The following is a 25,956-nucleotide window of genomic DNA, read 5'->3' on the forward strand; positions in this document are numbered from 1 at the left end:
CGTGACTTCGATCCCCTTACCGGCGCCGGGAGCGGCGGCGGCGGGAGTCCGGACCATCGGGGTCGGCCAGCCGCCACCCGCGATGCGGCTCCTGCCGCTACGGGACGAACTGACGCTGCATGAAGGCCCGCGGACGCGCGACGGTGCGCCGACCTGGACGTTGCACGATCCCGTCACCAACCGCTTCTATCGCATCGGCTGGCTGGAGTTCGAGATCCTTTCCCGCTGGGACCTCGGCGAGATCGAACTGATCGCCGCCGACATCGCGGCACGGACCACCATCGCGGCGACCGCCGCCCAGGTCGAAGCCTTCGCGCGCTTCCTGATGGCGGGCAACCTGATCCAGGCGCGCGGCCCCGATGCGATCGAACGCTTCAGGCGTCAGGTGGCGGCGACCCGCAAGACGCCGGCGATGTGGCTGCTCAAGAACTATCTGTTCTTCCGGATACCGTTGGTCCGGCCCGACCGGTTCCTCAAGGCGGTGGTTCCCCTGATCGGCTGGGTCTTCACGCGCTGGTTTTTGGTGCTGGTGCTGCTGGCGGCGCTGGTCGGCGGTGCGCTGGTGGTGAGGCAATGGGACGGCTTCACCGGCACCTTCCTGCATTTCTTCACGCCGGAAGGCGCGGTTCTCGCCGCCGTGGCACTGTTCTCATCCAAACTTCTGCATGAGTTCGGCCACGCCTTCACGGCGCGCCGCTACGGCTGCCGGGTGCCGACGATGGGCGCCGCTTTCCTGGTGATGTGGCCGGTGCTCTACACCGATACCAGCGAAGCCTGGAAGCTGCCGTCGAAACGCCAGAGGCTCGCAATCGGCGTCGCCGGCATGTCGGCGGAACTGGCGCTGGCGGCGTTCGCCACGCTCGCCTGGAGCTTCCTGCCGGACGGGCCGCTCCGCAGCGCCGCCTTTCTCCAGGCGACCAGCACCTGGATCATAACGCTGTCGATCAACCTCAGCCCGTTCATGCGGTTCGACGGCTACTACCTGCTGTCCGACTACCTCGACATCGCCAACCTCCAGGATCGCTCATTCGCGCTCGCCCGCTGGTGGCTGCGTGAAAAGCTGTTCGGCTTCGGCGATCCGCCACCGGAGCATTTTCCGGCAAGGACCCGCCGGATCCTGATGTTCTACGCTTACGGGACCTGGATCTACCGGTTCTTCCTGTTCCTGACGATAGCGCTGCTGGTCTACCACCTGTTCTTCAAGCTGCTGGGCATTTTCCTGATGGGGGTCGAGTTGGTCTGGTTCATCGCCCGTCCGATCTGGGGTGAGTTGGCGGACTGGGCAACCCGCCGCGACCGCGTGCGGATCAACCGCAACAGCATTGCGACACTGATCGGGTTCGCGGGACTGATCGCGTTGCTTCTGGTCCCCTGGCGGGGATCGGTCCCGGCGCCGGCAGTGCTCAGGGCTGAGCAGCAGACCCGCCTGTTCGTGCCCAAGGCTGCCATGCTGGCGGAGTCGCTCGCATACCCCGGCAAGGAGGTGACCGCTGGCGACGTGCTGTTCCGTTTTACCTCTCCCGACCTGGAACACGCGCTCCAGCAGGCGCAGCGCAAGGCCCAGGTATTGCGCTGGCAGGTGCAGTTCCAGGGCATGAACCGCGACCTGCTCGAACGCAATCAGGTATCGTGGCGGGAGCTCGAAGCGGCGCAGGCGGAGTCCGCCGGTTTCCGGAGCGAACTCGACCGGCTGGTGGTCACGGCTCCGATCTCCGGCAGAATCGTGGAATTGGCCGACCCCCTGCGGCCGGGTGAGTGGCTGAAGGAGAGCACGCCCCTCGCCATGCTGATCGATCCGGCCTCCGGCATCGTGGAGGCCTATATCGGTGAGGACGATCTGAGACGCGTCGCCATCGGTACCGACGGGGTCTTCCATCCCGACGACCTTGGCGAAACCTCGATCCCGCTGAAGATCGTCGCCATCGACGACGGCAGCAGCCGGACCCTGGCGGAGCAATCGCTGGCATCGGTCAATGGCGGCGACATCGCTGTCAGGCAGGATGCCGCCGGTGACCGCGCCCTGGTTCCGGAAAGCCCGATCTATCGCGTCCTGTTGAAGGCGGAAACCGCGCTGGCCGCTCCCGGCCGCGTCCAGCGCGGCAAAGTCCTTCTGGAAGGGCAGCGCGAGAGCATCGCGGGGCGCACCCTGCGGGTGGCGCTTGGCGTGCTGGTCCGGGAGAGCGGCTTCTAGCGCTTCGGCTTGACCGGAGGAACGGGTGTGTGGACCAGCGGCACGACGGCCGAGACCGAGGCGGCATCCTTCGGGCGCGGCTTGTGGGGCGGAGGAGCGACCAGCGCCACGGGGACGGCTGCCTCCGGTGCCGCGGGCGATGCGGCGGCAGGCGCCTGGACTGCCGGCAGGAGTGCCGACGGAGCGGCAACGGCCGACATGAGCTGAGGCGATAGCGGTTTCGATGCGGAAGACCTGATGACGGCGGCCGGTGCCGGAACCGACGCCGCGACCGGCACGGTGACCGCAGCCGGCGAGGGTACTGCGGCAGGTGCTGGGACCGCGGCAGCGGGAGCGGTCGGAGCCGGGGCGGCGAGGAATCCGGCGGCTTCCAGGTTGGTCATCCAGCTTCGCTGGGTGGCTGGCCGCCGAACCGGGCCGATGCCGATGCCCGCCAACTCGGCATCGGTGAAGAAGTGGGCAAGCACGGCCTCCGCCCGCCGCTGACTGACCGGCGGCATGACGCGCCACAGTCGGGACGCTTCGCGCTTCGCGCTGTTGCTGCCGCTGATCGCCGCCGTCGTATACCAGCGCAACGCGCTTGGCGGGTCCCATTTGACGCCGATGCCGCGGTCGTACAGCCGTGCCGCGACTTCCGCCGCTTCGGCATCGCCCGCACCCGCGCGGGTCAGCAAGGCTTCTACGGCCGATCGTGAGACGGCCCCGGTGTCGATGGTTTCCAGGACTGCCGCCGTCTCGGGAGCGCGGGCCAGGGCCGGTCCGGCCGTCAGTGCGGCGGCGGCGGAAAACAGCAGGGGAAGCACGACGGAAATCGAACGCCAGCGCGAACAGATCGGCATCTTCAGTATCCAAGCGTGCGTGGAAGGATTGTGGTGACGCTAGGGTATGCCAACTGTTTTGAGAGTTGGTTAATGGCAGGAAAATGGCATTCCCCTGCACTCAGGAACCTATGGAGCCGCACGGGGTTGGGTCTCCGACAGTTCTAACAACCATCGCAGGCCCACCATGCGTATCGCAGTCTCCGCCGTAACCGCCCTCGTACTAGCATTGGCCGTTCCGGCGGTGGCCCAGCAAGCCACCAATCCGATGACGCACGACTCGATGCCGAAGGTCGAAGGGCCGGCGGCGACGCCGGCTCAGGTCGACAGGCTGATCGGAACGGATGCCGTGGCAGCGGATGGCCGAAAGGTCGGCAAGATCGAAAACCTGCTGGTGGCCCCCGATGGCCGGGTCGACTACGTGGTGCTGGAATGGGGCGGCGTCCTGGGTCTCGGCGAGCGGCAGGTCGCCGTTCCGTGGAAGGATGTCAAGCTGAACCCCGAGAGCACGGTCGCCACGATCGATATGACGCGGGAGCAGCTCGAGCAGGCCCAGCGCTACGACCCGGACGTGCCGGCCGCTGCCGGTATCGATTCAAACATCAAGCCGTTGCGCTGATCGGCACACCGGCTGCCGTTATCAATCGATTTTAAGGGAGCGGACGACCCATGGCCAATCTTCAGAACATCCTTGGAACGATGCTTGCGACCGGCATGGCCGGCCGCAGCCGGCGCGGTCCATCCTTCGCGGCCGGTAACGTCTCCGGCGGCGGCTTCCGCAATGCCGCCGGTCTCGCGTCCCTCGGCTATCTTGCCTACAAGGCTTGGCAGGAGCGTCAGCAGAACATGGGACCGGCCTCCGGCCAGCAGCAGCCCGGCAGTGGTTCGACCGGCGGAGCTTCGGCCGGCGGCATCTTCGGCAGCGGCGGACTGGCGGGGATCGGCGAGTCGATCTTCGGCGGCGGCAGCGGCACGACGCAGGGTGCGGGCTCCGGTACCGCCGCTCCTGCTTCCACCACTCCGCGGACCGGCTCGAGACCGTCACTCGGCGAGCGTCTGGTCGAATCCCTTAAGCCGCATGAGCAGCCGGAAGCAAGGGCCGCCGCCGAGACGATGGGAGATCAGAAGGCGCTGCTGCTGATCCGGGCCATGATCGCGGCGGCCAATGCCGATGGCCAGATCAGCGCAGTCGAGCGGCAGCGTATCCTTGGCAAGCTGGACGAAGCCGGTGCGGACGCGGATGACCGGCGCACCGTCGAGCAGGAACTCCAGCAGCCTCGTTCGCTCGACGCCTTGCTGCGCGACGTGACCGATCCGGAAACGGCGGAGCAGGTTTATCTCGCTTCCGAAATGGCGATCGACACCGGCTCGCCGGCGGAAAAGTCCTATCTTCAATATCTGGCGGCCCGCCTCAACCTGCCGGACGATCGGGTTCAGGAACTGAACCGGATCGTCTGACAGAGGGACGCGGCTCCGCCGCCGGAAAGGGCAGGGCTCCTAATGGGAGCCCTGGATCCGGTAGCCGGCGCGGGCACGTTCTTCCAGTTCCTCGTTCGACACTATCCGCTTGCCGATGGGCCAGAGCGAAATCACCGCCAGCTTCAGGTGCGCCCAGGCGAACGGTATGCCGACGATCGTCAGGGCGAGCGCCACGGCCGTCAGCAGATGGCCCAGGGCCAGCCACCAGCCGGCTAGAACGAACCAGATCACGTTGCCGATCATGCCCAGCGGGCTGGTCCCGAAGTCGGTCCTGCCGTCCCACTCCTCGCGCGACACGGCAGTCCGTCCGAAGGGGGCGAGAGTGTAGCTGGCGATGTTCACCGCGGAGCGTGCCCAGGGCAAACCGATGATGGTGATGGCCATGACGATGGCCGCCAGCAGCCATCCCGCCGCCATCCAGATTCCGCCGGTGATGATCCACAGGATGTTCAGGATCAGGCTTATCAGGCTCATATAAATCTCTCCTTCGACTGCGATATGGGGAGATTTTTTCTTTCTTCCAAGGTCTTGCAGAGGCGGCCGCGCCACCCGTTCGGCCATTTCGCCACAGCCTGTAGCATCCGGAACATACTTCTAAAGTTTGGATGGAAAAAAGCGGGAACCCGGTTGCCTCCGTGAACAAATCGGCCTATGTCTCGTTCATCCGTGCAGCGACGTCCGGCCTCGGCCGTATCGTCCGCACTCAACCTTGGAGTTTCGCGTGAGCGACAACGGTCCGTCTAGCTAGGCGGCCGGACGTTATTCTCATCGTCCGTCCGCCTCTGAAAAGAGATATAGAGAAGGATGAGACGATGACGCGCAATCTCGCTGTCGAGTTCCGTATTGCGGCCAACACCCTGCGCCGCCTGACCGGCAACCCCGATCCCCGCAAAGCCGCCCGTGCCCAGGAGATCCTGGGCGACAAGGCGCTCTTCCGTGAATTCGTCGACCAGCGGCACCGTGCCTTGCGCACCCGCACCGATGCCGTCTCGGAGGGCGACAGTAACGGCTTGGCCGATTTGGCTGCCTGATCATCGGCTGCCTGAACATCGGCGGCGGGAGCAAGGCCGGTCCTTGGCCGGCCTTCATCCCACAAGCTTCAGTCCTATGATGCCGGCGACGATCAGCCCCAGGGAGACCAAGCGGGCCGCAGTCGCCGGCTCACCGAACAGGACGATGCCGAGGATCGCGGTCCCGCAGGCGCCGATCCCGGTCCAGACCGCATAGGCTGTGCCTATCGGCAGGCTCTTGAGCGCGTAGCTCAGCATCACGAGGCTGAGCACCATCGCGGCGATCGTCCACACGCTCGGCCACAGCTTCGATAATCCTTCGGTATATTTGAGTCCTACAGCCCATCCGGTTTCCAGCAACCCGGCTGCGAACAAGATTAACCACGCCATAGTCAATTCACCACAAGCTCTTCATCGCGAGTTCTTCACCGTAGCGGATCGCTTTTCGCTGGCTTAATGTTGCGGCCTGTTTGAAATGATGGGTAAGAGATGAAGATATTCGGGATCGCCGGGTGGAGCGGCAGCGGCAAGACGAACCTGATGGTCCGCCTCTTGCCGGAATTGACGGGCATGGGGCTCCGGGTGTCGACCATGAAGCATGCCCATCACGCCTTCGATGTCGATCAGCCCGGCAAGGACAGCTACAACCATCGTCAATCCGGCGCTACGGAAGTCATGATCACCTCGGCCAACCGCTGGGCGCTGATGCACGAGAACCGGGGCGAGGCCGAACCGTCGATCGACGAGCTTGTCCGGCATATGACACCGGTCGACCTCCTGCTGATCGAAGGATTCAAACGGTCTCCTCACCCGAAACTGGAGGTTTTCCGCCGGGCCACCGGCAAGCCCCTGCTGGCATTGGAAGACGAGCATGTGGTGGCCGTCGCCTGCGACGAAGCCGTTCCGGAAGTGACGGTTCCCGTGCTTGATCTCAACCGGGCGGAGGCAATTGCCCGCTTCGTAGTGACGCACTGCGGCATAGCCATCCCATAAATCCAAGCTTTTCCGCCGGAAACGAGAATACTTCTGTCTGTGTCCTGTATCGAAAATTATTGACCTCGTTTTCAGCACTCGTATCATGATCGGGTAGCGTCTGAGTCTACCGCCGGCTGGTTGTCGCAATGGCGATCGCGAGCAAGCGGGCGCGAGGAGAATGGTATGATTGTCCTGTCTGGCGTCGGGATGGAGGATCACTCCCACTTACCGGCGGTGGATGGTGCGGATGCGATGGCAGGGGTGAGGACCGCATTGGTATTCGGTGGTTCCAGCGTGTCGAATCCGTTGTTCGAGATCCTCGATCTCGCGGGAGATGCCTTTGTCGTCATGGATGGCGCCTTTCGCATCGTCCTGTTTAACCGTGCCGCCGAGCAGGTCTTCCAATATTCCGCGTCCGATGTGATCGGGCATTCGGTGCAGTCCTTGCTGCCGGAGCGCTTCCGGCATGGCCACGGCAAGCAGATGACCGATTTCCGCGATCACACCAAAGGCTCGCGCTTGATGGGTGAGCGCCGCCAGATCGTCGGACTGCGCCGCGACGGGGCCGAGTTCCCGGCGGAGGCCTCCATCGCCTGCGTGTCGCTCGACGGCGAGACAGCCTATGTGGTGGTGCTCCGGGACATAACCGAACGTACATTGGCGGAGCAGCAGACGGCGCGTCTCGGCCGGATCATCGAGCAATCCATCAACGAGATCTACGTCTTCAACGCGGAGTCGCGGCGTTTCATACTCGTCAACCGGGGGGCTCGCGAGAACCTGGGCTACTCGGCGGAAGAAATGCTCCGCATGACGCCGATGGACCTGAAGACGGACTATTCCGAGGATGACTTTGCCGAACTAGTGCGGCCGCTTCAGGACGGTTCCATGGATGAGATCTGTTACGAGACTCTCCATCACCGCCGCGACGGTTCCACCTACGAGGTCGAGATCCGGCTTCAACTGCTCCGTCACGAGACGCCGCCGGTATTCGTCGCGATCGCCCGCGACATTACGGAGCGTTCCCATTTCGAAACCCTTATCCGGCGGCAGTCCCTCTACGATGCCGTGACCCTGCTGCCAAACCGCACCCTGTTCGGCGAACGCCTTGGCATGGCGCTGGAAGACGATCAGGTGTCCAAGGTATCCGGCGGCATGATGCTGATCGACCTGATCGACTTCCGGCTCGTCACGGACAGCATGGGCAGGGCCATAGGCGACCGTGCCATCCAGGAGGCGGCAAGGCGCTTGGCCGGCTGCCTTCGCTCGACGGACACGCTGGCCCGGCTGGAAGGGTCGGAGTTCGCGGTCCTCGCCCCCAATCTCGATCACGCCGGCCGTATGGGCATGCTGGCCGACCGGGCGCTTGCGGCCTTCGAATCGCCGGTCGACCTGGACGGGTTCGAGATCAGGCTCAATCCCGTCATCGGCATGGTCACCTTTCCCGCCGACGGAACCGATCCGGACGTCCTGCTGCGCAATGCCAATGCGGCGCTTTGGAGCGCCAGGGAAAGTGACGGACCGCCCAGGCGCTTTTATACTCCCGATCTCGACACGGTGGTAAACAACCGGATCGCCATGAGGTCCGGGTTGTCGCGGGCGCTGGAGCGCGGGGAGTTCTCGCTGGTCTACCAGCCGAAGGTCGATCTGAAGACCTGGACGGTCTGCGGGTGCGAGGCGCTCCTGCGGTGGCGCAGTCCGGATCTCGGCAACGTTTCTCCTGCGGATTTCGTCCCGGAACTGGAAGAAACGGGGCTGATCAACGCCATAGGCGAATGGGTGCTGGAAACGGCCTGCCGTAAGCGCCGCCTGCTGATCGACCGGGGGCATTCCAAGGTCCGCATGGCGGTCAACCTGTCGGTCCGCCAGATTCGTCCCGCCTTCATTCCGGCACTGATCGCGATCCTCAAGCGTACCGGGCTAGAGCCGAACGACATCGAACTGGAGATCACCGAAAGCGTGCTGATGAAGGACAGCGGCGAAATTGTCCTGCTGTTGCAGCAATTGGCCGATTTGGGCGTCCATCTGGCTCTCGACGACTTCGGTACGGGGTATTCTTCCCTGGCGTATATCAAGATGATGCCGCTCGATACGATCAAGATCGACAGGTCGCTGATCACGGACATTGCGACGGGCGCCGAAGATGCGGAAATCGTTCGCGCTGTTATCGACATGGGCCATTCCATGTCGCGCCGCATCGTGGCGGAAGGGGTGGAAACCGAACAGCAGGTGGCTCACCTGCGCCGCCTGGGCTGCGACGAGATCCAAGGCTATCTGTTCAGCCGGCCCATACCTGGTCCCGAGCTGCTGAAACTGTTGGCCGGCCTCGCTTCGCCGTCTTGAATGACATGAGAACGCGGCCATGACGCACTCCGCTTCAAAAGGTCCGATCCGGGTTCTCTGCGTAGACGACCATGTCATCATCGGCATGGCGATGCGCGCCACCATCGACGCATCCCCGGACATGTGCTGCGTCGGATGCATCGACCGCGCCGACATGCTGACGGAAACCGTCGCGGAGTTGCGGCCCGACGCCGTGCTGCTGGATCTCCACATGCCGGGCAAGGAACCGCTGGCGGCGATGCGCGACCTGATCGGCGAGCACCCTGGTGTCGCGATCATCGCGTTCAGCGGCTCCGACGACAGCGAGACGCGGCGGATGGCCCTGGAGTCCGGCGCATGGTGCTACCAGCTCAAGGGACATAGCGGGCAGAAGATCCTGGATGCCATACGCGCGGCAGTCCATCGGAAGAGATGACGGCCGTCGCGGCGCCGGTTCGTGTTCCCGCAGATCACAGCCCCGAAGGCCATGTTTCCGCCTGATCGCGCCGCTCGGCGCCGGCAAGCGGCGTTACCGCCGTCGTTTCCGCGAACCAGACCCAGTGGTCGAACTGATCGGGCAGGTTGGCGTGGAAGTAGTGGCTCTGCCGTTCGTTTTCGGGACGATAGATCACGCCGATGGCGCGCTCCAGGCGTTGGCGCTTCAGGCCGGTTATCAGCGCCCCGTCCCGATCCAGGGTAAGATCCAGCAGGAATTCCGGTATCCCTGCCTCGGCGCACAGCCGTTCGTAGCTACCGTCGATCGACGGGCGGACCTGCTTAACCTCCACCGGCCCATCCCATCCGGATGCCGCCGCAACCGTGCCTCGGTCGGTGCCGAAACCGACCAGCGCCACATCCTCGCCGAACGCCTCGCGGCAGAGTTGACCGATGTTCAGTTCGCCGTACCGGCCCATCTCCGTCGCGGAGGCATCGCCGATATGCGAGTTGTGCGCCCAAACGACGGCCTTGGACCGCGGCCCGCGCGCCGCCAGTATCGACTGGAGCGTCTCGAACATATGGCGGTCGCGCAGGTTCCAGCTACTGGTCGAACCGTAGTACAGCGTCCGGTAATATTCCTCCGCAGCCGCGATAAGCCGGGCGTTCTGCTGGACGTCCAGCCACTCCGCTTCATCCTGGTTCAGATAGGCCAGTCGCTTCTTCAGCAGGTCCTGAAGCACGCCGACGACGGCTTTCTCGCAGGCCTTGAATCCTGCTTCCAGTGCCGCCTCGCCATAGCTGGTCGGGTCGCGCTGCCACGGCGACAGGCAGCCGTATCGCTCGCGCGCCATTCCGGCCGTTTCCGGGTCGATCCGGTCCAGATATTCCAGGACGGCCGCGATCGAGGATCTCAGGTTATACAGGTCCAGGCCATAGAAGCCGACCCGGTCCTGTCGGTCCGGGATCGTCCCGTTATGCCGCCGCAGCCAGTCGATGAAGCCTTCCACTTCAACGTTCCGCCACATCCAAGTCGGGAAGCAGGAGAAGGCCGGCTCGTCCGGGCTGCCCGGCGGCCTGTGGCGGATGAAGCGGTCCACATGCGCCGCATCGGGCCAATCGGCCTCGACCGCGACGATGGTGAAGCCATGACGAGAGATCAGCCGTTCCGTTATCTTGCCGCGCGCCCGGTAGAATTCCGAGGTGCCGTGGCTCGATTCTCCCAGCAGCACGACGCGCTTGTCTGCAATCCTGTCGAACATTTCCCCGAACCGGGGGTCATCCAGGTCGGGCAGGGGCTCGGCCGCCTGCCGGATCAAGTCGACAATGCCGACGGCGCCCGTTTCCTTCGTTTTCCAGCCATGCGTCCCGATCAGCGGCACGAAGGCAACGGAGCCCAGATCCTCGTCGTCGAAACTATCCTCTCCCGTCCGCTGACGGACCATCAGTCTTTGAAACCGCTCCTGCTCGCCGACCGGGATCACCAGCCGCCCGCCGGGCTTCAACTGGCGCGACAGCGTGTCCGGTATTCCCGGACCGCCCGCCGTTACTATCACCGCGTCGAACGGGCTTTCCTCCGGCCAGCCCAGCGTGCCGTCGCCGCTCTTCAGGCCGATCCCCTTGTACCCCAGGCGCCGAAGCCGCATCGCCGCCGATCGGACCAGTGCCGCGTGCCGGTCCATCGTAAAGACCTTGCAGCCGAGTTCCGCCAGCACCGCGGCCGAGTAACCGGACCCTGTGCCGATTTCGAGGACCCGGTCGCCAGCTTTCACGCCGGCGAGTTGCATCATCATCGCGACGATGTAAGGCTGGGAGATCGTCTGTCCCCCGCCGATGGGCAGCGGTGAATCGTCGTAGGCGTATTCCAGCAGTCCGTCGGGTACGAAGGCTTCCCTCGGGACCTTGCCCATGGCCGCGAGAACCCCTCCATCGGTAATGCCGCGTCCCGCGATATCGCGGTCCACCATCCTGCGGCGGTTCTCGGCGAAATCGGTGCTGGCCATCGCCCAATGTCTCCCATCGTCGGGGTTCGTCCTTCAGCGGTGTCCTCTCGGCCGCTCTTCCTCTCGGCCGCTCAACAGGCCCCTCACGCCGAAATCTCGTCGGCAGGAAGTTCGACGGCAGCTTCGGGGTCGAACCTTTCCAGCCCCAGAACACCCTCCGCCGTCAGTCCGTAGACGCCCCGGCTGACCCGCTCGAACCAGCCATAGACGTTCTTCTGAAGGATGCCGGCCGCACTGGGCGCATCGCCGTCGCGCCGCAGGTCCGCAACCTTCATCGGTCCCCTGTCCTTCAGCAGCCGGGCGCATCGCAGCGCTTCCTGACGGTATGCGGTGACGATCTTCACCTTGTTCGATCCGCCGCGGTTCGGATCGCCGATCCGCCGCTCGTGTTCCTTCAGCAGCAGTTTCGCCCGCTTGGCGTTCAGTCTGGTCCGGTAAGGTGTCGGTTCCACCACCAGTTCGACGCGGTTCCCCGCTTTGGCGCCCGGATCGACCGTCAGCAGCCCCAGCCCCAGCATCCGGCACAGCTTGCGAACGGTTGAATCGTTCGCATTGGGACCGGCTACCCGGCGTCCGGACGGCTTCGGCACAGCCAGATAGACCCGGTCGGACAATGCCAGCCGGTCGATTCCCTGAAGGACCAGCGACAACGAGAACCGGAGCTTCAGCTCGACCAGCACGGGCGGCTCACCAGGGCGCACGGCGACCAGATCGCAGCTCCGCACTTCCCCTTTCACATCGTATCCCTGTGCTTCCAGAAAGGCTTTTACCGGATCGTACAGCTCCACCTCGGAGGTCACGGGGGAGGTAACGGGCAAGGCGGCTCCTTCAAACTGATCGATGAATTACTGGCTGCCCGACGTTTGCGCCGCATCGCCTTCCGTGTCAATCGGCCGGTGCCGGCGCGTCGGCATCGCTTCGCCCGGTCATCAAATCACGATACCTCTGCAACCTTTCAGCGCTTCGCCCGTTGCCGCAGCGACCGCAGTTTCGGTCGCGTCGCTTAAAGGGGCTTAGCCAAATACCCCGATCCACGGCCCGAGTTATCGTGGTATGTGGAATGTCCGATTGTTCTTCCCGCTGACGATAAGGCGGGGTTTAGACAGCGTCATGATGAACCGTTGAGATCAGAATGCCGGAATCTTCCGCAGAGATTGTAAAATTCCTCCCATACCTCCGGCGCTACGCCCGCGCCCTGCTGGGGTCACAGGACCGGGGCGACGAATACGTTCGGGTATGCCTGGAGGCCTATCTCGCCGAACCGGACCGCATCGATCCTTCCAGCAATATCCGGCTCGAACTCTTCGCCCTATTCCATGAAGTCTGGTCGCTGGTGGACGAGACATTCCCGGAGGCGGTCCCCGACTTCGGCGACAGCAAGGTGCTCCAGGGCGTCGGCCGGCTGCCGCCGCGCCAGCGGCAGGTGCTGCTGCTGGTATCGCTGGAAGGCTTCTCGTTCGACGAGGTCAGCCGCATTCTCAACGCCTCGCCGGACGATATACGCGCGGAGCTGGAAGCCGCCCGCGCCGAGCTTGCGACCCAGACATCCGTCCGCGTCCTCATCATCGAGGACGAGCCCCTGATCGCCGAGGATATCGCCGGCCTCGTCACCGACATGGGCCACAAGGTCTGCGGCCAAGCCGCGCGCGAGGAAGAAGCGCTGCGAATCGCGGCCGAGACCCTGCCCGAACTGATCCTTGCCGATATCCAGCTCAAGGGCGGCGACAGCGGCATCAAGGCGGTGCAGAAGATCCTGCGCTCGACCAATCTTCCGGTGATCTTCATTACCGGCTTCCCCGAACGCCTGCTGACCGGCGAGCAGCTCGAGCCCGCCTTCCTCATCAGCAAGCCGTTCCAGCCCGAGGTCCTTCGGACCGCGATCGGGCAAGCCCTGGCGGTCCATCCGCCCCAGAAAATGAACTGACGAGAAGACCTTCAGAATGCCCGACTCCACCGGCAGCAACCTGCCCGGCCTGCTCAGCCGGTACCAGGATCGCATCCTCACGGACTGGATCGCCGCCCAGTCGGAGGTCGGCGTCCTTCGCGCCGACCTGATGCGGGAAGCGGAACTCCGCCGCCAGTCGCGCAGCTTCCTTAGCCACCTGATCGCCGCGACGAAGAACGGGCTGAATTTCGACATCGAAAGCGAGCAGTGGCAGGATGTCCGGGACATGCTGACCGAGGTGACCAATTTCCGGGTCGATCACGGCTTCACCCCGACGGAGACGGCAACCTTCATCCTGGCGCTCAAGCAGCCGATCTTCGAATGCCTGCGTGACCAGTACAAGGACGACCCGGCGACGCTGGTCAACGAGGCATGGTCCGCGACCGTGCTGCTCGACAAGCTGGGGCTCTACACCAACGACATCTATCTGCGCGGCCGGGAAGACATCATCCAGCGCCAGCAGCAGGAAATGCTGGAACTGAGCACCCCAGTCGTCCAGCTTTGGGACCGGATCGTCGCGCTTCCGCTGATCGGCACGCTCGATAGCGCTCGGGCCCAGATTGTCATGGAAAACCTGCTGGAAGCGGTGGTCGAGAGCAAGGCGGAGATCGTCATCATCGACATCACCGGCGTTCCGACCGTCGATACGCTGGTCGCCCAGCATTTGCTGAAGACGGCGGCTGCGGCCAAGCTGATGGGGGCGGAATGCATCATAAGCGGCATCCGTCCGCAGATCGCCCAGACCATCGTCCATCTCGGGGTCGAACTGCCGCAGGTCGCCACCAAGGCTGACCTGCAAAGCGCGTTCGCCCATGCGCTCAAGCGTACGGGCGTCACCTTCTCCGCCACCAAGCCCGCCCACACGCGCTGACCGGCAGTCCCATTCATGACCCACTTCCTTGAACCCAACCGCATCCCGATCTTCCAGATCGGCGATTGCCTGCTCCTGACCATCCAGGTCGACCTTGAAGACCGGATGATCATGACGCTGAAGGACGATCTGGCGGAACGGATCGCCAAGACGCATGCCAAGGGAGTGCTGATCGACATCTCCGCGCTGGACGTCGTGGACAGCTTCATCGGCCGCATGCTGGCCAACATCTCCGCCATCGCCCGTATCCTGGATGCGGCGACGGTGATCGTCGGCATGCGTCCCGCCGTCGCCATAACGCTGGTCGAACTCGGCATGTCTCTCCAGGGCGTGCGAACGGCGCTCGATGTCGACCGCGGCATGGAACTGATCCGCCGGGAATCCAGCGAGGGGGCCGAGCGCCTCCATGAGGCCTGAAGCGGGGAGGCCTGAAGCGGGGCGGGGAGAGAATTCCGCCGAAACCATTCCGATCCGGACGGGTGCCGACGTCAGCCGGGTCCGCCGGTCGGTCGCAACCGCGATGGCCGTGATCGGCGCGTCGCGGATCGAGACCACCCGGATGGTGACGGCGGCCAGCGAACTGGCGCGCAACACGCTCGACTACGGCGGCGGGGGAGAGGTCCTGATCGCGGTCGTCGGACGCATGACGCGCCGAAAGGTTGAATTGGTCTTCACCGATCACGGTCCGGGAATTTCGGACATGTCCAAGGCGTTGACCGATGGATACAGCACGGGTGGCGGGCTCGGCCTTGGCCTCAGCGGTGCCAGGCGCCTGTGCAAGGAGTTCGAGATCCGGTCCGTACCGGGCGAGGGCACAGTAGTGAAAGTCGCATCATGGACGGAACGGCCGTAATCCCGGTACCGATCCGGGAACAGAGTCAGATAGCCGAGGCCCGCCGCAAGGCGATCCAGCTTGCATCCATCGCCAGCTTCAGCGAGCAGGATAGCGGGCGGCTCGCGATCGTCGTGACGGAGGCCGCCACCAACATCCTCCGCCATGGCGGCGGCGGTGAAATCGTGCTGGATGCCCGCTCCCACGACCACGGGGGTGAGGTCAACATCCTGGCACTCGACAGCGGTCCCGGCATGGCGAACGTCCAGGACTGCCTGCGCGACGGAGTCAGCACGGCGGACAGTACCGGCACCGGCCTGGGAGCCATCCAGCGCCAGTCCGACCATTTCGACATCTATTCCAAGCCCAACCTGGGAACGGCCATCGTCTGCGGCGTCCGCACCGCGGGCTACCAGCAGCGCCCCCCGTTCCCCGGCCTGGAAGTCGGCGCGGTCTGCCTGCCCCGCATCGGCGAGGCCGTCAGCGGAGATGGCTGGGCTGCGCGCGTGACCGAAAGAGGCGCCACGCTGTTATTGGTATGTGACGGTCTCGGGCATGGATTGGGAGCGGCGGAAGCCGCGGAAGCCGCCCGCAGCGAGTTCCTGCGTTCGAAGGAAAGGCTGCCCGAGCCGCTGCTCGAAGGTCTGCATAAGGCATTGCGCGGGACGCGGGGCGCGGTTGTCGGCGTGGTCAGGATCGAGCCGAACGACCGGCGCGTGCGATTCGCCGGGGTCGGCAATATTTCCGGCTTCATCCGTTGGCGCGACGGGCAAACCCGGACAGTATCGCAGAACGGCGTTGTCGGGCATAATGTGGCGAAAGTGAAGGAATATGAGTATGCGTATGGCGGCGATCTGCTGGCGGTTTTCCATTCGGACGGTCTGAGCACCAAATGGGATATCGACAGTTATCCGGGCCTGGCGACAAGACACCCGATGATGATCGCGGCCGTGCTTTACCGCGATTTCAAACGGGTCCGGGACGACAATCTGATCGTCGTGGTGAAGACCAGCGAAACTTGACCTGGCCGCTCTTCACTGTCCATATCCGCCATGACCGCGACATCGTGCATGCTCGCCAGCGTGCCCGTCTCGTCGCGGCACGCCTGGGCTTCGAGGTACAGGACCAAACCCGGATCGCGACGGCGGTGTCGGAGGTTTGCCGCAACGCCTATGCCTATGCCGCCGGCGGCAAGGCGGATTTCCGGATCGAGGAGTCCGGCGGCCGCGTCTCCATGGTGATCGAAGTCAGCGATGCCGGTCCCGGCATCGCCGAGCTGGACGACATCCTGGCCGGACGCTACCGCTCCAGCACCGGCATGGGCCTCGGCCTGCTCGGTTCCCAGCGGCTGATGGACCGGCTTGAAGTCAAGACGTCCGAGTCCGGCACCTCCGTCGTGCTTGGCCGCAATGTGCAGCGCTCGCTCGACCGTCCGGTTCCGGAGTTCATCAACAAGCTGATGGACGAACTGACCCGCCAGCAGCCGATGGATCCTGTCGAGGAAGTCCAGCGCCAGAACCAGGAGCTTCTGAGCAGCCTCAGCGACCTTCGCCAGCGGGAGGAGGAGCTGCTGCAAGCCAATGCCGCGCTCCGTGCCAGCGTCGTCGAAAAGGAAGTGCTGCTGAAGGAGGTTTACCACCGGGTCAAGAACAACCTCCAGATCATCTCCAGCCTCGTCAGCCTCAAGGCCCGGAAGTCCACCAGTCCGCTCGTCCGGCAGGAGCTCGACGACGTCCGCAGCCGCATCCACTCGCTCAGCATCATCCACGAGAAGCTCTACCAGTCGGAAGACCTCGCCCGTGTGGATCTTGCCGGTTATGTCCGCGACCTCTGCGCCCATCTCCGGATGTCCTTCACCGCGTCGGGCGCCGGTCCCGAACTGACGGTCGAAACCGACCGGGTCGTCCTCGGTCTCGACATGGCGATCCAGTTGGGGCTCCTGATCAACGAGGTCGTGACCAACGCCTTCAAGCACGCCTTTCCCAATGGCGAGCGCGGCCAGATCCATGTCTCGCTGATGGTCATGCCGGCGGAGCGGCTGAAGCTGGAGGTGTCCGACAACGGCGCCGGCATGCCGGAAGACGCGACCGACAGCCTCGGCATGAACCTGATCCGTGCGCTGGCCGCTCGGGTCGAAGGCGATCTCGTGATCGACGGCAGCAACGGGACGACCGTTTCCGTGACGATGCCGCTCCACGGCGATTGATCGCCGCACCGGGAGACTGTCGACATGTCACAAACATGCACGGAAAAGTGTCATATGCCCTGACTACCATCGGCCCGACAAACAATCGGGACATGGAGCAGTCAGCAGATGTCGAAGGATGGATCAGCGCAGCGTTGGGTTTCCCGCCGCTCGTTCCTGTATAACACCGCCGCGGCAGGCGGCAGCCTGATCGCCGTCGCGACGCCTCTGGGACGCGCGTTGGCCCAGGCCCCGGCGATCGTCACGGCCGACGGCCGCCGGATCGCGATGCCCTACGGCGTTCAGGCGGGCGATCTTTCCGGCGACCGTGCCATCGTCTGGAGCCGCGCCGACCGGCCGGCCCGCATGATGGTGGAGGTCTCGACCACCGAGAGCTTCCGCAATGCCCGGCGGATCTCCGGTCCGCTGGCGCTGGCCGATACCGACTACACCGCCCATCTGGACCTCTCGGACCTGCCCTCTGCCCAGCGCGTCTTCTACCGCGTCAGCTTCCAGGACCTGTCCGACCTGAAAAGCGTCAGCGAACCGGTCACCGGCCAGTTCCGCACGGCCTCGTCCGGCGGCGCCGTCCGCTTCGTCTGGTCCGGCGATACGGTGGGGCAGGGCTACGGCATCAATCCCGACCTGGGCGGCATGAAGATCTATGAATCGATGCGCCGCACCGAGCCGAACTTCTTCATTCACTCCGGCGACACGATCTACGCCGACGGCCCGCTGTCGGAAACCAAGGAACTGCCCGGCGGAGGCGTTTGGAAGAACATCGTGACACCGGCCAAGGCTCATGTCGCCGAGACGCTGGACGACTTCCGGGGCAACCACGCCTATAACCTGCTGGACGACAACCTGCGCCGGTTCAATGCCGAAGTGCCGATGTTCGCTCAGTGGGACGACCACGAAGCGACCAACAACTGGTACTGGGAAAAGCGGATGGACGCTGACCAGCGCTATAAGGAGAAGAGCGTCGCCGTCCTCGCCGCCAACGGCACGCGCGCCTTCCTCGAATACATGCCGGTCCGCCGGGACCCCAGCAACCGTGACCGGATCTACAACAAGTTTTCCTACGGCCGGCATCTCGATGTCTTCCGGATCGACATGCGCAGCTATCGCGGACCGAACACCGCCAACACCCAGAGCGAACCCGATCCCGACACCCGCTTCCTCGGGGCTGAGCAGATCCGCTGGCTGAAGCAGGCCCTCCTGGCATCCGACGCGACCTGGAAAGTGATTGCCGCCGACATGCCGATCGGCGTGATCGTCTACGACAACGGCGCCGCCAAGACCGGATCCGAAGCCATCGCCCAAGGCGACGGCCCGGCACTGGGGCGTGAGCTGGAGATCGCCGACCTGCTGAATTTCATCCGCCGCAACGGCATCCGCAATACGGTCTGGCTGACCGCGGACGTTCACTATACCGCCGCCCACTACTACGACCCGAACAAGGCGCAGTTCCAGGACTTCGATCCGTTCTGGGAATTCGTGTCCGGCCCGCTCAACGCCGGAACCTTCGGTCCCAACGGGCTGGACAACACTTTCGGTCCCCAGCTGATGTTCGTCAAAGCCCCGCCCGACGGGCAATCCAACCTGCCGCCGAGCGCCGGTTACCAGTTCTTCGGTCAGGTGGACATCGATGGGGAAGGCGTCATGCTGGTCAGCCTGAAGGACCTGGAAGGACAAACGCTCTATACGAAAGAACTGTTGCCGGCTGCGTAATACCAAGCGCCATTACTCTATGTCCGAATAGAATAGGCGCAAGGTTCTACCAGAAAATACACGATCTCTTCACTAAAACGCACCCATAACTGCTAGCGATTGCAGTTATGGGTGTAAGTGTCATGCAAGATCTGACAGAGAGTTTCCCGGACAGAGACCCCGCCGTCGGGCATGATACGCCTACCGTCCACCCGCCTCTTCCTCCCCATGATGCCTTGATGGAAGTCTGCGACCGGCTTCCCTGCGCCTTCGCCATCCTTGAACCCGATGGCCTCGTCTCCTTCGCCAATGCCGCGTTCCGGACCCTTTTCAACCTGTCCAGCCATCCGGGCCTGGGCGGTCCCGACCTTTCCCGCGTCGCTTCGGGCGCCGTGCGATCCCTCAAGTCGCTCGACGGCCGGATCCTGCCGGTCAACCCGGTGACGTTCGGCGGCGGGCGCACCCTCGTCCTGGTCGAGGACAAGTCGTCAAGTTCCCCGGCCGAGATGACCGAGCGGCGGGATGCCCTGACCGGTCTGGCGAACAGGGTGGTCCTGAAGGAGCAGATCGTCACGGCGCTGACCGGCCCCGAGCCTGACGGCACCGAAACCGCCCTCCTCCTGCTCGACCTCGACCGCTTCAAGGCCGTCAACGACACGCTCGGACATCCGATCGGCGACAAGCTGCTGTGCCGAGTGGTGGATCGCCTGCGCGCGACCGTCCGCAAGACGGATCTCGTGGCCCGTCTCGGCGGCGACGAGTTCGCCATCCTCCAGCGCTCCCCGAAACAGCCGGAGGCCGCGAAGGCGCTCGCCCAGCGGCTGGTCGATCTGATCGGCCGGACCTACCTCGTCGACGACCATATCCTGAACATCGGCGTCAGCATCGGCGTCGCCTTTCCGCCCAACGACGGCAACGATCCCGATCGCCTCCTGAAGAGCGCCGACCTTGCCCTGTACCGCGCCAAGGAAGAGGGAAGGGGCCGCTTCCGCTTCTTCGAACAGGAGATGGACGCCCGCGCCCAAGCTCGGCGCACGCTCGAACTCGACCTCCGCCGAGCCTTCGCGCTCCGCCAGTTTGAGGTCTACTACCAGGCGCAGATGAGCCTTCACGACAAACAGGTCGTGGGGTTCGAAGCGCTGGCCCGCTGGCGCCATCCGCAGCGCGGCATGGTCTCCCCGGCCGCATTCATTCCGGTCGCCGAAGAGATCGGCCTGATCTCGCAGATCGGCGAGTGGGTCCTCCTGACCGCCTGCCGCGAAGCGGCAAGCTGGCCCGGCAATCAGCGGATCGCGGTCAACCTGTCGCCCATGCAGTTCGGCAAGGCCGGCTTGGTGGAAACGGTTGCGGCGGCGCTCGCCACCTCCGGACTGCCGCCGGAGCGGCTGGAACTGGAGATCACCGAAAGCGTCCTCCTGGATGACACCGCCGGAACGCTTGCGATCCTGCACCAGCTTCGGAGCCTCGGCATTCGGATCGCGATGGACGATTTCGGTACCGGCTATTCCAGCCTCGGCTATCTGCGCTCCTTCCCGTTCGACAAGGTGAAGATCGACCAGTCGTTCATCCGCGACATGCCGACCGACGGCGACAGCGCCGCCATCGTGAAGGCGATCATCGGCTTGGGCATCAGCCTCGGCATTTCCACAACAGCCGAAGGTGTCGAGACCGAGGAGCAGTTGAACCGCCTGCGGGCGGAAGGCTGCACCGACATCCAGGGGTACCTTCTCAGCAAACCCGTCCCCGCGTCCGATCTGGCCGCAATCTTCAACCGCAGCACCCATCCGTAAACTCCGACAGGTTACTACTCCCATGTCCGAACAGGTCCATCGTCTCGTCTACTTCAGCCGCAACGCCATGCCTGGTACCAGCGACGAAATCGTCGAAGGCGTTCATCAGATCCTGAAAAGCTCCCGCCGCAACAATGCCAGGGCCGGCGTCACCGGAGCGCTGCTGTTCAACAGCGGCTGCTTCGCCCAAGTCCTGGAAGGCCCGTCCTCGGCAGTGTCCGAAACCTTCGAGCGCATCCAGTGGGACGAGCGGCACAGCGAAGTGCTGGTCCTGGATTATGCTCCGGTAGACGGTCGCGTCTTCCCCGACTGGTCGATGTCGTTCGTCGGCGCTTCCCAGTCCGGCCAACACCTGTTCGGTGATGTCTCGGCGGCCAGCGGCTTCAATCCGATCCACCTGAAAGCCGCCCAGGTCCTCACGACCCTGCACCGGCTGGTGATGGACGAAGAAAAGCAAACCGCCTGAACGGCGCTGGAACCGCATCCCTCCCGTCATGGTTCCAAAGGGCCCATGGCGGGAGCCTTCCCCGCCCTGTGGCGGTTCAGCCGCCGCGCTATCGCATCGGACGCCTGGGTGGAACGGTGCAGCATAGGGTATTGCCCTTGTAGACTGATCGGAGTCTAGCGGCTCGCTTCATCGGGGCGGAATCGTAGTTTCAGAATTTGCCATATTGTCAAGGGAGTCGCCGTTGCAGGGAATGAAAACTATGTCGACAAAGACTAGTCGTCGAACCCGCACCTCAAGGGCACATCCTTCCAGTTTGGCGCATTAGACGATAAGATCATCGAGGTCTCCCTAATAAGCTGGTAGCAGCCATGCGAATTTGCCTCCTGCTTGCTGCATCTGCGGGCTTGCTCGCGCAGACCTCGATGCCTCGAGCTGCCAGCTTCGATTGCGCCAAAGCAAGCCAGCCAGCCGAGCGCCTGATCTGCGGCGACGCCGCATTGTCGAGCCTGGATGAAACCATGGCTGCCGAATACCGAAGATCCCGGGCGGCGGTGTCGGAAGAGGGCCGCCGACAACTGCGTGACAACCAGCGAAGCTGGCTAAAATTTGTTTCATCGACATGCACCACGCTCAAGCAGTCGGCAGATGCGGTTCAGTGCATGCGCGATGCCTACCGGGAGCGCCATGACTTCCTGAAGACCGTCCCCATGACATCTGGGCACCTCACCTTTATTCCGGTCGAAAGTTTCGGCTTCAGGAAGGCCCCTGGCGACGACGACTGGGGCCTTGTGCCGGGGTGGAGCGTCACGCTCCTCCGCTACCCGCAGATCGATGCCCCCGGCATGGCCGAAACGCGGAACTGGAATGCCGTCCTTGCCAGCAGGAATGCTGCAGGCGATGAGGAACTGGAGCGCCCCCGCACGGAGACCGCCGAAGGAGACGATACCGAGATCGATGAACAGGAAAGTTTCACGATTCACTTCGCGTCACCGGATCTGATAAGTTTGTCGAGCGAAGGCTATGTCTATCCGCACGGTGCCGCCCATGGCACGGAAGGTGCGCAGACCTCCAACTACCTTCTGCGTCACCAGCGTGAACTATCGCCTGCCGATCTGTTCGATCCCGGCCGAGACTGGCTGACCTTTCTGACGGCACAGAGCTTCGTTGATTTGGCAGCCCAGGCTGAGCGCGATCAATGGACCCTTGATGCGGCGACTCCGGCAGTGCTGGCGAATACGGTCGGCAATCCTCAGAACTGGGAAATAACCGAGAAGGCCTTGACTGTCCGCTTTCCAGTCTATGAAGTCGGTCCGTATTCCGCCAGCATGCCCAAAGTAGAAATCCGATGGGTCGACCTGGAGCCCTACCTCGCCTCGCGGCCGACTCTCCAAATCCCGCCACGCTGAAGCGACTGCCCGCAGACCACTTGGCATCCCCAGATCTACCTTTTCAGGCCCCTGAGCTTCGCTTTTGCCTTCTTGAACGTCTCCAGGAGTTGAGGGTTCTTCTTGAGGACTTCCTTGAGGTGCAAATATCCGGCCTGATGCGCCATGACGACCTTTCCCACGGGCGTCAATCCCTGATCGTAGCGGTAAAGCGGCGTCATATCGTCCGTCCAGTCCACCTTGTACGCTTCGCTGCCAAGGCTGAAGTCCAGAGTATGATCACCCCGCTCGCAGGACTGCCTGATGACCTCGAGGATGAGCAGCCCGCCCGGCGAATGTGTGCCGAAGTTCTCATAATCGCTTGCCTGCAGCAGGCCGCAGAACGTGTTGCCGAACACGAGGCCCAGATGAGCCGCAACGAACCGACCTCCGGCTGTCAGGCTCCCAACGCTGATGATCCCCCCAAGTTCGCGTCGGCACAGCATCCGGTAGAACTCCGCATAGCCCGGATCGGTATCGAAGATGTTATCGGCTCCGGTGGCCTGCGATCGAATGGATTTCAAGGCGAGCATCTTGTCTAGGATCGCCAGCGCTTCGTTCGGGCTGGCAGCCTCGGTCAACTCGACCTTTCCCAGCTTTTCCAGATTACGGCCGTTTCGCCGCAGATTGCGCATGAACTTGGTCGACCTGCGCCCGGTGAAGCCATCGAAACCACCAGCGAGGGATGCCTGAAAAGTCGAAGCGTGCTGCCGTACGCCAAGTTGAAGAAAAGGATTCTCCGCATCGCCGATCAGCGGCGGCATCTTTTCGAGACGCACTGCGTCGACTGGGCCGGCTTGGGCAAGTATTTGCGTCCAGAGTTTTCGAAAGCCGCTATGGCCAAGTTCGCGGATCAGTGCGTGGCGTATCAGCGGCGCGTTGTAGTCACAGAGCTCATAATCGATGAACTCCAGCACGCGCAGTCCATTACGGCGCCGCTCCGCAAGCGGGATCAGCATCATCGGCTTCCCGGCGTTGTCTGATACCAGAACAATCACGGGTCGGATGGAGCGGGTATGGCCTACGGTTTCCCATACGGCGGAGAGCCAGTTGAACTGCTGGAATCCCAGGCTGTACGCGTCTTCCTGCAAATCGATCCAAGCATCCCGGACAAGCTCGAAGGAGCTGAAGACCTGAACATCGTAGTCGACACCCAGATCTGCAACGTCGTCTGGATCCATGGATGTCAGTTGAGCTGTAAGTTGCGTCATCGGATGGATCCGGCTCGTGTTTAGAAAATTTTCCGTTGCTGGTCTGGAGCCCAATGCTGGCTCAGCTCGGACAGTTAAGTTCTTGTTCAAGGCCTTGAATGAAGTTAGATGATCTCTGTGCAGTTTTCATAGAAAAATCCGTGAGATTGTACAGGAAAATCTATGTTCTGCTACGGTTTCATTGTCATGAAGCACGGTAACAGACCTATTTGAGAAAGGGCAAGATTGCAGGAGACGTGTATTCCAATGGTCCGTTTCGTTGTCCGAGGTTAATTCGTAAGGGTAGAGCGCGAGTCATTAGTGAAGGTGACAACCCACATTCCTCGCCGATTTTAGCCCTAAAATCCGTATGGAATTACCTCATAGCGTGAGAAGCGACCGTTTGAAGGTATGGCGGATCCACAGTTCAAAATCTGTGCCCGAGATACAGATTAATCCAATGCTTGAGAGACGGTTGGAAGCTGATCCCAACATGGTCATCACCGAACCGAAGTCAGAGCTCACTAAAATCCGGAAAAAGTCCATCAGAATTACCAATTATGTCTGATTTGCGCCTCAGGGTGCGGAGTCAACTCTATGTGATAAATGTAAGATTGAAAATTATATTATTGTCTCTGGTTTAGCCTTTATGGATCGAGTTATAGATCTGCCGCCGACACCAGGTGAAAACAGGAGATTCAATGCAATAAGGATCAACAGAGATTATAATTACTTTATAGAAAGGTAATTCAATGAGTTTTTGCAAGATAAATTAGTTTGTCTATAAACAAGATATACGCATCTTGCCTATTAACCTGAAAGCCGGAGACTTAGATGGCAACCTATGCATCCCCTGGACAACTTGGAATGGCGACTCCGTTCGGCGAATTGCTTGGAAAATCCGACGCGGAAATGAACGCGGAGTTTGCCGACTACGCCAAGCTTGGTGTCGATTGGGTCCGTACCGACATCCACTGGGGGTTGGTGAAGCCGACTTCGGGTGGCGCCTACAATTGGTCGCTACCGGACAAGGTCGTCGACGCCGCATCAAAACATGGTATCAAGGTCGTCGCTGCCATCACCGACATTCCCGGCTGGGTCGACAAGAGCCTGTCGTCGAGTTCCTCTCAGCAGGCTCTTGCAAAGTTCGCTTCCGATGCCGCTCAGCACTTCTCCGGCAAGATCGGCCATTGGGAAATTCTCAACGAACAGAACATGACGGGGATCACCCCAGCGAACTACACCAAGGCTCTCCAGGGTGCCTATAGCGGTATCAAGGCGGCCGATGCGTCCACGACAGTGATTACAGGCGGCACCGCCGCGGTTCCGAATACCGGAAACGGTCTTTATGGAGCGACTGACTACCTTAAGCAGATGTATGCCGCCGGTGCCAAAGGCTACTTCGATGCTGTCGGTTATCATCCCTATTCATATCCACTGATGCCCAACGACCCGGCTGCCTGGAACGGCTGGGAGATCATGGAAAAAGGAATGCGTGATACGATGATCGCCAACGGCGATTCTGGCAAGCAGATCTGGATGACCGAATTCGGCGCTCCGACCAGTGGCGGCGGCGCTGCCATTTCACAGACGCAACAAGCTACGATGATCCAGCAGGCCACTGATCTGGCCCATGCCACGTCTTGGAGCGGCCCCATTATGTGGTACTCGTACAAGGATCGCGGCGGCAGCACGAGCAACACCGAAAACTGGTTCGGCCTGGTGGGTCCCAACGGGGAACACAAGGCTGCGTATAACACCTTTATGAACATCGCCACGAAGGATGGCGGAACGAGCACGGCGCCCTCCACCGGAGGCAGCACCCCTTCTCCCACGACCGGCGAGCAGCCAACCTTCTCGGGAACCAGCTTTACCGGCGATCAGGCATCCAACACAATCATCGGCAACAGCCTGAACAACACTATCAACGGTGCGGGCGGAAACGACACGATCAAGGGCGGTGCCGGCAATGACGTATTGAACGGCGGAAGCGGGAACGACAAGCTTACAGGAGGGACTGGAACCGACACCTTCCATTTCACCGATATCGCCTCAATGGGACGTGACACCATCCTGGATTTCCAGGCGGGCGACAAGATCAACCTGAGCGGCATTGATGCCAACAGCGGCGTGTCCGGCGACCAGTCCTTCAAGTTCATCGGTTCGAGCTGGCTGTCGAAAGCCGGGGATCTCGGGTTCTATCAGGACAAGGCTGCTAACCTGACCTATGTCGAGGGCGACACCAACGGCGACGGCAACTATGACTTTGCCATCACCGTACAGGGCGTTCACGCCTTCGCGGGGAGCGACTTCGTGCTCTAAGGCAGAGGC

At 62.7% G+C, this 25,956-nt stretch carries 24 protein-coding genes; 18 read left to right on the plus strand and 6 right to left on the minus strand.

Going from position 1 to position 25,956, the window contains the following annotated elements:
* Position 1: 1 nt before the first annotated feature.
* Entirely contained in the window at positions 2-2,191 is a 2,190-nt protein-coding gene (locus N826_RS01975; protein ID WP_211099187.1) for a site-2 protease family protein, read from the plus strand.
* Here the strand turns inward: N826_RS01975 and N826_RS39585 are convergent.
* Entirely contained in the window at positions 2,188-3,030 is an 843-nt protein-coding gene (locus tag N826_RS39585) for an SEL1-like repeat protein (protein WP_052830750.1), read from the minus strand. The two genes, N826_RS01975 and N826_RS39585, sit on opposite strands and share 4 nt — an antisense overlap.
* Positions 3,031-3,196: 166 nt before the next feature.
* Here N826_RS39585 and N826_RS01985 point away from each other — a divergent pair, with 166 nt between their 5' ends.
* Both N826_RS01985 and N826_RS01990 read left to right on the plus strand, forming a co-directional pair.
* Positions 3,197-3,628 carry a PRC-barrel domain-containing protein gene (locus N826_RS01985; RefSeq protein ID WP_084720417.1) on the plus strand — a complete coding sequence of 144 codons (432 nt, stop codon included), beginning with the start codon at positions 3,197-3,199 and terminating at the stop codon, positions 3,626-3,628.
* Positions 3,629-3,678: 50 nt separating this feature from the next.
* The gene (locus N826_RS01990) at positions 3,679-4,467 is read left to right on the plus strand and encodes a tellurite resistance TerB family protein (RefSeq protein ID WP_044425613.1); all 789 of its coding nucleotides are present in this window, start codon (positions 3,679-3,681) and stop codon (positions 4,465-4,467) included.
* Positions 4,468-4,506: 39 nt separating this feature from the next.
* On the opposite strand, the gene N826_RS01995 is transcribed toward N826_RS01990, so the two are convergent.
* Positions 4,507-4,962, minus strand: a complete 456-nt coding sequence (locus tag N826_RS01995; protein WP_044425614.1) for a YccF domain-containing protein — start codon at positions 4,960-4,962, stop codon at positions 4,507-4,509.
* A gap of 338 nt (positions 4,963-5,300) precedes the next feature.
* Here N826_RS01995 and N826_RS02000 point away from each other — a divergent pair, with 338 nt between their 5' ends.
* Positions 5,301-5,519, plus strand: a complete 219-nt coding sequence (locus N826_RS02000) for a hypothetical protein (RefSeq protein ID WP_044425615.1) — start codon at positions 5,301-5,303, stop codon at positions 5,517-5,519.
* 54 nt (positions 5,520-5,573) lie between these two features.
* Here N826_RS02000 and sugE read toward each other — a convergent pair whose 3' ends face one another.
* On the minus strand, positions 5,574-5,888 hold the full coding sequence (gene sugE / locus N826_RS02005; protein WP_044425616.1) for a quaternary ammonium compound efflux SMR transporter SugE: 315 nt from the start codon (positions 5,886-5,888) through the stop codon (positions 5,574-5,576).
* A gap of 99 nt (positions 5,889-5,987) precedes the next feature.
* Here sugE and mobB point away from each other — a divergent pair, with 99 nt between their 5' ends.
* The 3 genes from mobB to N826_RS02020 all read left to right on the plus strand — a co-directional run bounded on the left by mobB (position 5,988) and on the right by N826_RS02020 (position 9,228).
* Positions 5,988-6,491 (plus strand): molybdopterin-guanine dinucleotide biosynthesis protein B, encoded by a 504-nt coding sequence (gene mobB, locus N826_RS02010; protein WP_044425617.1) that lies wholly within the window; start codon positions 5,988-5,990, stop codon positions 6,489-6,491.
* Positions 6,492-6,656: 165 nt separating this feature from the next.
* Positions 6,657-8,813, plus strand: a complete 2,157-nt coding sequence (locus tag N826_RS02015; protein WP_044425618.1) for a putative bifunctional diguanylate cyclase/phosphodiesterase — start codon at positions 6,657-6,659, stop codon at positions 8,811-8,813.
* 19 nt (positions 8,814-8,832) lie between these two features.
* The gene (locus N826_RS02020; RefSeq protein ID WP_052830752.1) at positions 8,833-9,228 is read left to right on the plus strand and encodes a response regulator; all 396 of its coding nucleotides are present in this window, start codon (positions 8,833-8,835) and stop codon (positions 9,226-9,228) included.
* Between the two features lie 34 nt (positions 9,229-9,262).
* On the opposite strand, the gene N826_RS02025 is transcribed toward N826_RS02020, so the two are convergent.
* Positions 9,263-11,230, minus strand: a complete 1,968-nt coding sequence (locus tag N826_RS02025) for a protein-L-isoaspartate(D-aspartate) O-methyltransferase (protein WP_044425619.1) — start codon at positions 11,228-11,230, stop codon at positions 9,263-9,265.
* 83 nt (positions 11,231-11,313) lie between these two features.
* Complete coding sequence (locus N826_RS02030; RefSeq protein ID WP_244619383.1) at positions 11,314-12,048, minus strand: DUF2161 domain-containing phosphodiesterase; 735 nt, start codon at positions 12,046-12,048, stop codon at positions 11,314-11,316.
* Positions 12,049-12,362: 314 nt separating this feature from the next.
* On the opposite strand from N826_RS02030, the gene N826_RS02035 reads away from it, so the two are divergent.
* The 10 genes from N826_RS02035 to N826_RS39590 all read left to right on the plus strand — a co-directional run bounded on the left by N826_RS02035 (position 12,363) and on the right by N826_RS39590 (position 22,417).
* Positions 12,363-13,154, plus strand: a complete 792-nt coding sequence (locus tag N826_RS02035; protein WP_044425621.1) for a response regulator — start codon at positions 12,363-12,365, stop codon at positions 13,152-13,154.
* Between the two features lie 16 nt (positions 13,155-13,170).
* Entirely contained in the window at positions 13,171-14,046 is an 876-nt protein-coding gene (locus N826_RS02040) for an STAS domain-containing protein (RefSeq protein WP_044425622.1), read from the plus strand.
* A 15-nt stretch (positions 14,047-14,061) separates the two neighbouring features.
* Positions 14,062-14,463: an STAS domain-containing protein gene (locus N826_RS02045; RefSeq protein WP_044425623.1), complete on the plus strand. Its 402-nt coding sequence runs from the start codon at positions 14,062-14,064 to the stop codon at positions 14,461-14,463.
* On the plus strand, positions 14,453-14,899 hold the full coding sequence (locus N826_RS02050; RefSeq protein ID WP_044425874.1) for an ATP-binding protein: 447 nt from the start codon (positions 14,453-14,455) through the stop codon (positions 14,897-14,899). Before N826_RS02045 ends, N826_RS02050 begins: the two co-directional genes overlap by 11 nt.
* Entirely contained in the window at positions 14,881-15,900 is a 1,020-nt protein-coding gene (locus N826_RS02055) for an ATP-binding SpoIIE family protein phosphatase (protein WP_052830753.1), read from the plus strand. Before N826_RS02050 ends, N826_RS02055 begins: the two co-directional genes overlap by 19 nt.
* Complete coding sequence (locus N826_RS02060) at positions 15,897-17,084, plus strand: sensor histidine kinase (protein WP_052830754.1); 1,188 nt, start codon at positions 15,897-15,899, stop codon at positions 17,082-17,084. The genes N826_RS02055 and N826_RS02060 overlap by 4 nt, the downstream gene beginning before the upstream one ends.
* Before the next feature lie 108 nt (positions 17,085-17,192).
* Positions 17,193-18,794 carry an alkaline phosphatase D family protein gene (locus tag N826_RS02065; protein ID WP_044425624.1) on the plus strand — a complete coding sequence of 534 codons (1,602 nt, stop codon included), beginning with the start codon at positions 17,193-17,195 and terminating at the stop codon, positions 18,792-18,794.
* 122 nt (positions 18,795-18,916) lie between these two features.
* A complete protein-coding gene (locus tag N826_RS02070; RefSeq protein WP_147040016.1) occupies positions 18,917-20,563 on the plus strand; it encodes a putative bifunctional diguanylate cyclase/phosphodiesterase in 1,647 nt (548 codons plus the stop codon).
* 22 nt (positions 20,564-20,585) lie between these two features.
* Entirely contained in the window at positions 20,586-21,029 is a 444-nt protein-coding gene (locus tag N826_RS02075; protein ID WP_044425625.1) for a BLUF domain-containing protein, read from the plus strand.
* Positions 21,030-21,415: 386 nt separating this feature from the next.
* A complete protein-coding gene (locus N826_RS39590) occupies positions 21,416-22,417 on the plus strand; it encodes a DUF3298 domain-containing protein (RefSeq protein WP_186818054.1) in 1,002 nt (333 codons plus the stop codon).
* Positions 22,418-22,452: 35 nt separating this feature from the next.
* Here the strand turns inward: N826_RS39590 and N826_RS02085 are convergent, their stop codons facing one another.
* Entirely contained in the window at positions 22,453-23,646 is a 1,194-nt protein-coding gene (locus tag N826_RS02085) for a GNAT family N-acetyltransferase (RefSeq protein WP_084720421.1), read from the minus strand.
* A gap of 813 nt (positions 23,647-24,459) precedes the next feature.
* Here N826_RS02085 and N826_RS45645 point away from each other — a divergent pair.
* On the plus strand, positions 24,460-25,947 hold the full coding sequence (locus N826_RS45645; RefSeq protein WP_084720422.1) for a cellulase family glycosylhydrolase: 1,488 nt from the start codon (positions 24,460-24,462) through the stop codon (positions 25,945-25,947).
* The last annotated feature ends 9 nt before the right edge of the window (positions 25,948-25,956 follow it).

The organism is Skermanella aerolata KACC 11604, assembly GCF_000936425.1.
GTDB lineage: Bacteria > Pseudomonadota > Alphaproteobacteria > Azospirillales > Azospirillaceae > Skermanella > Skermanella aerolata.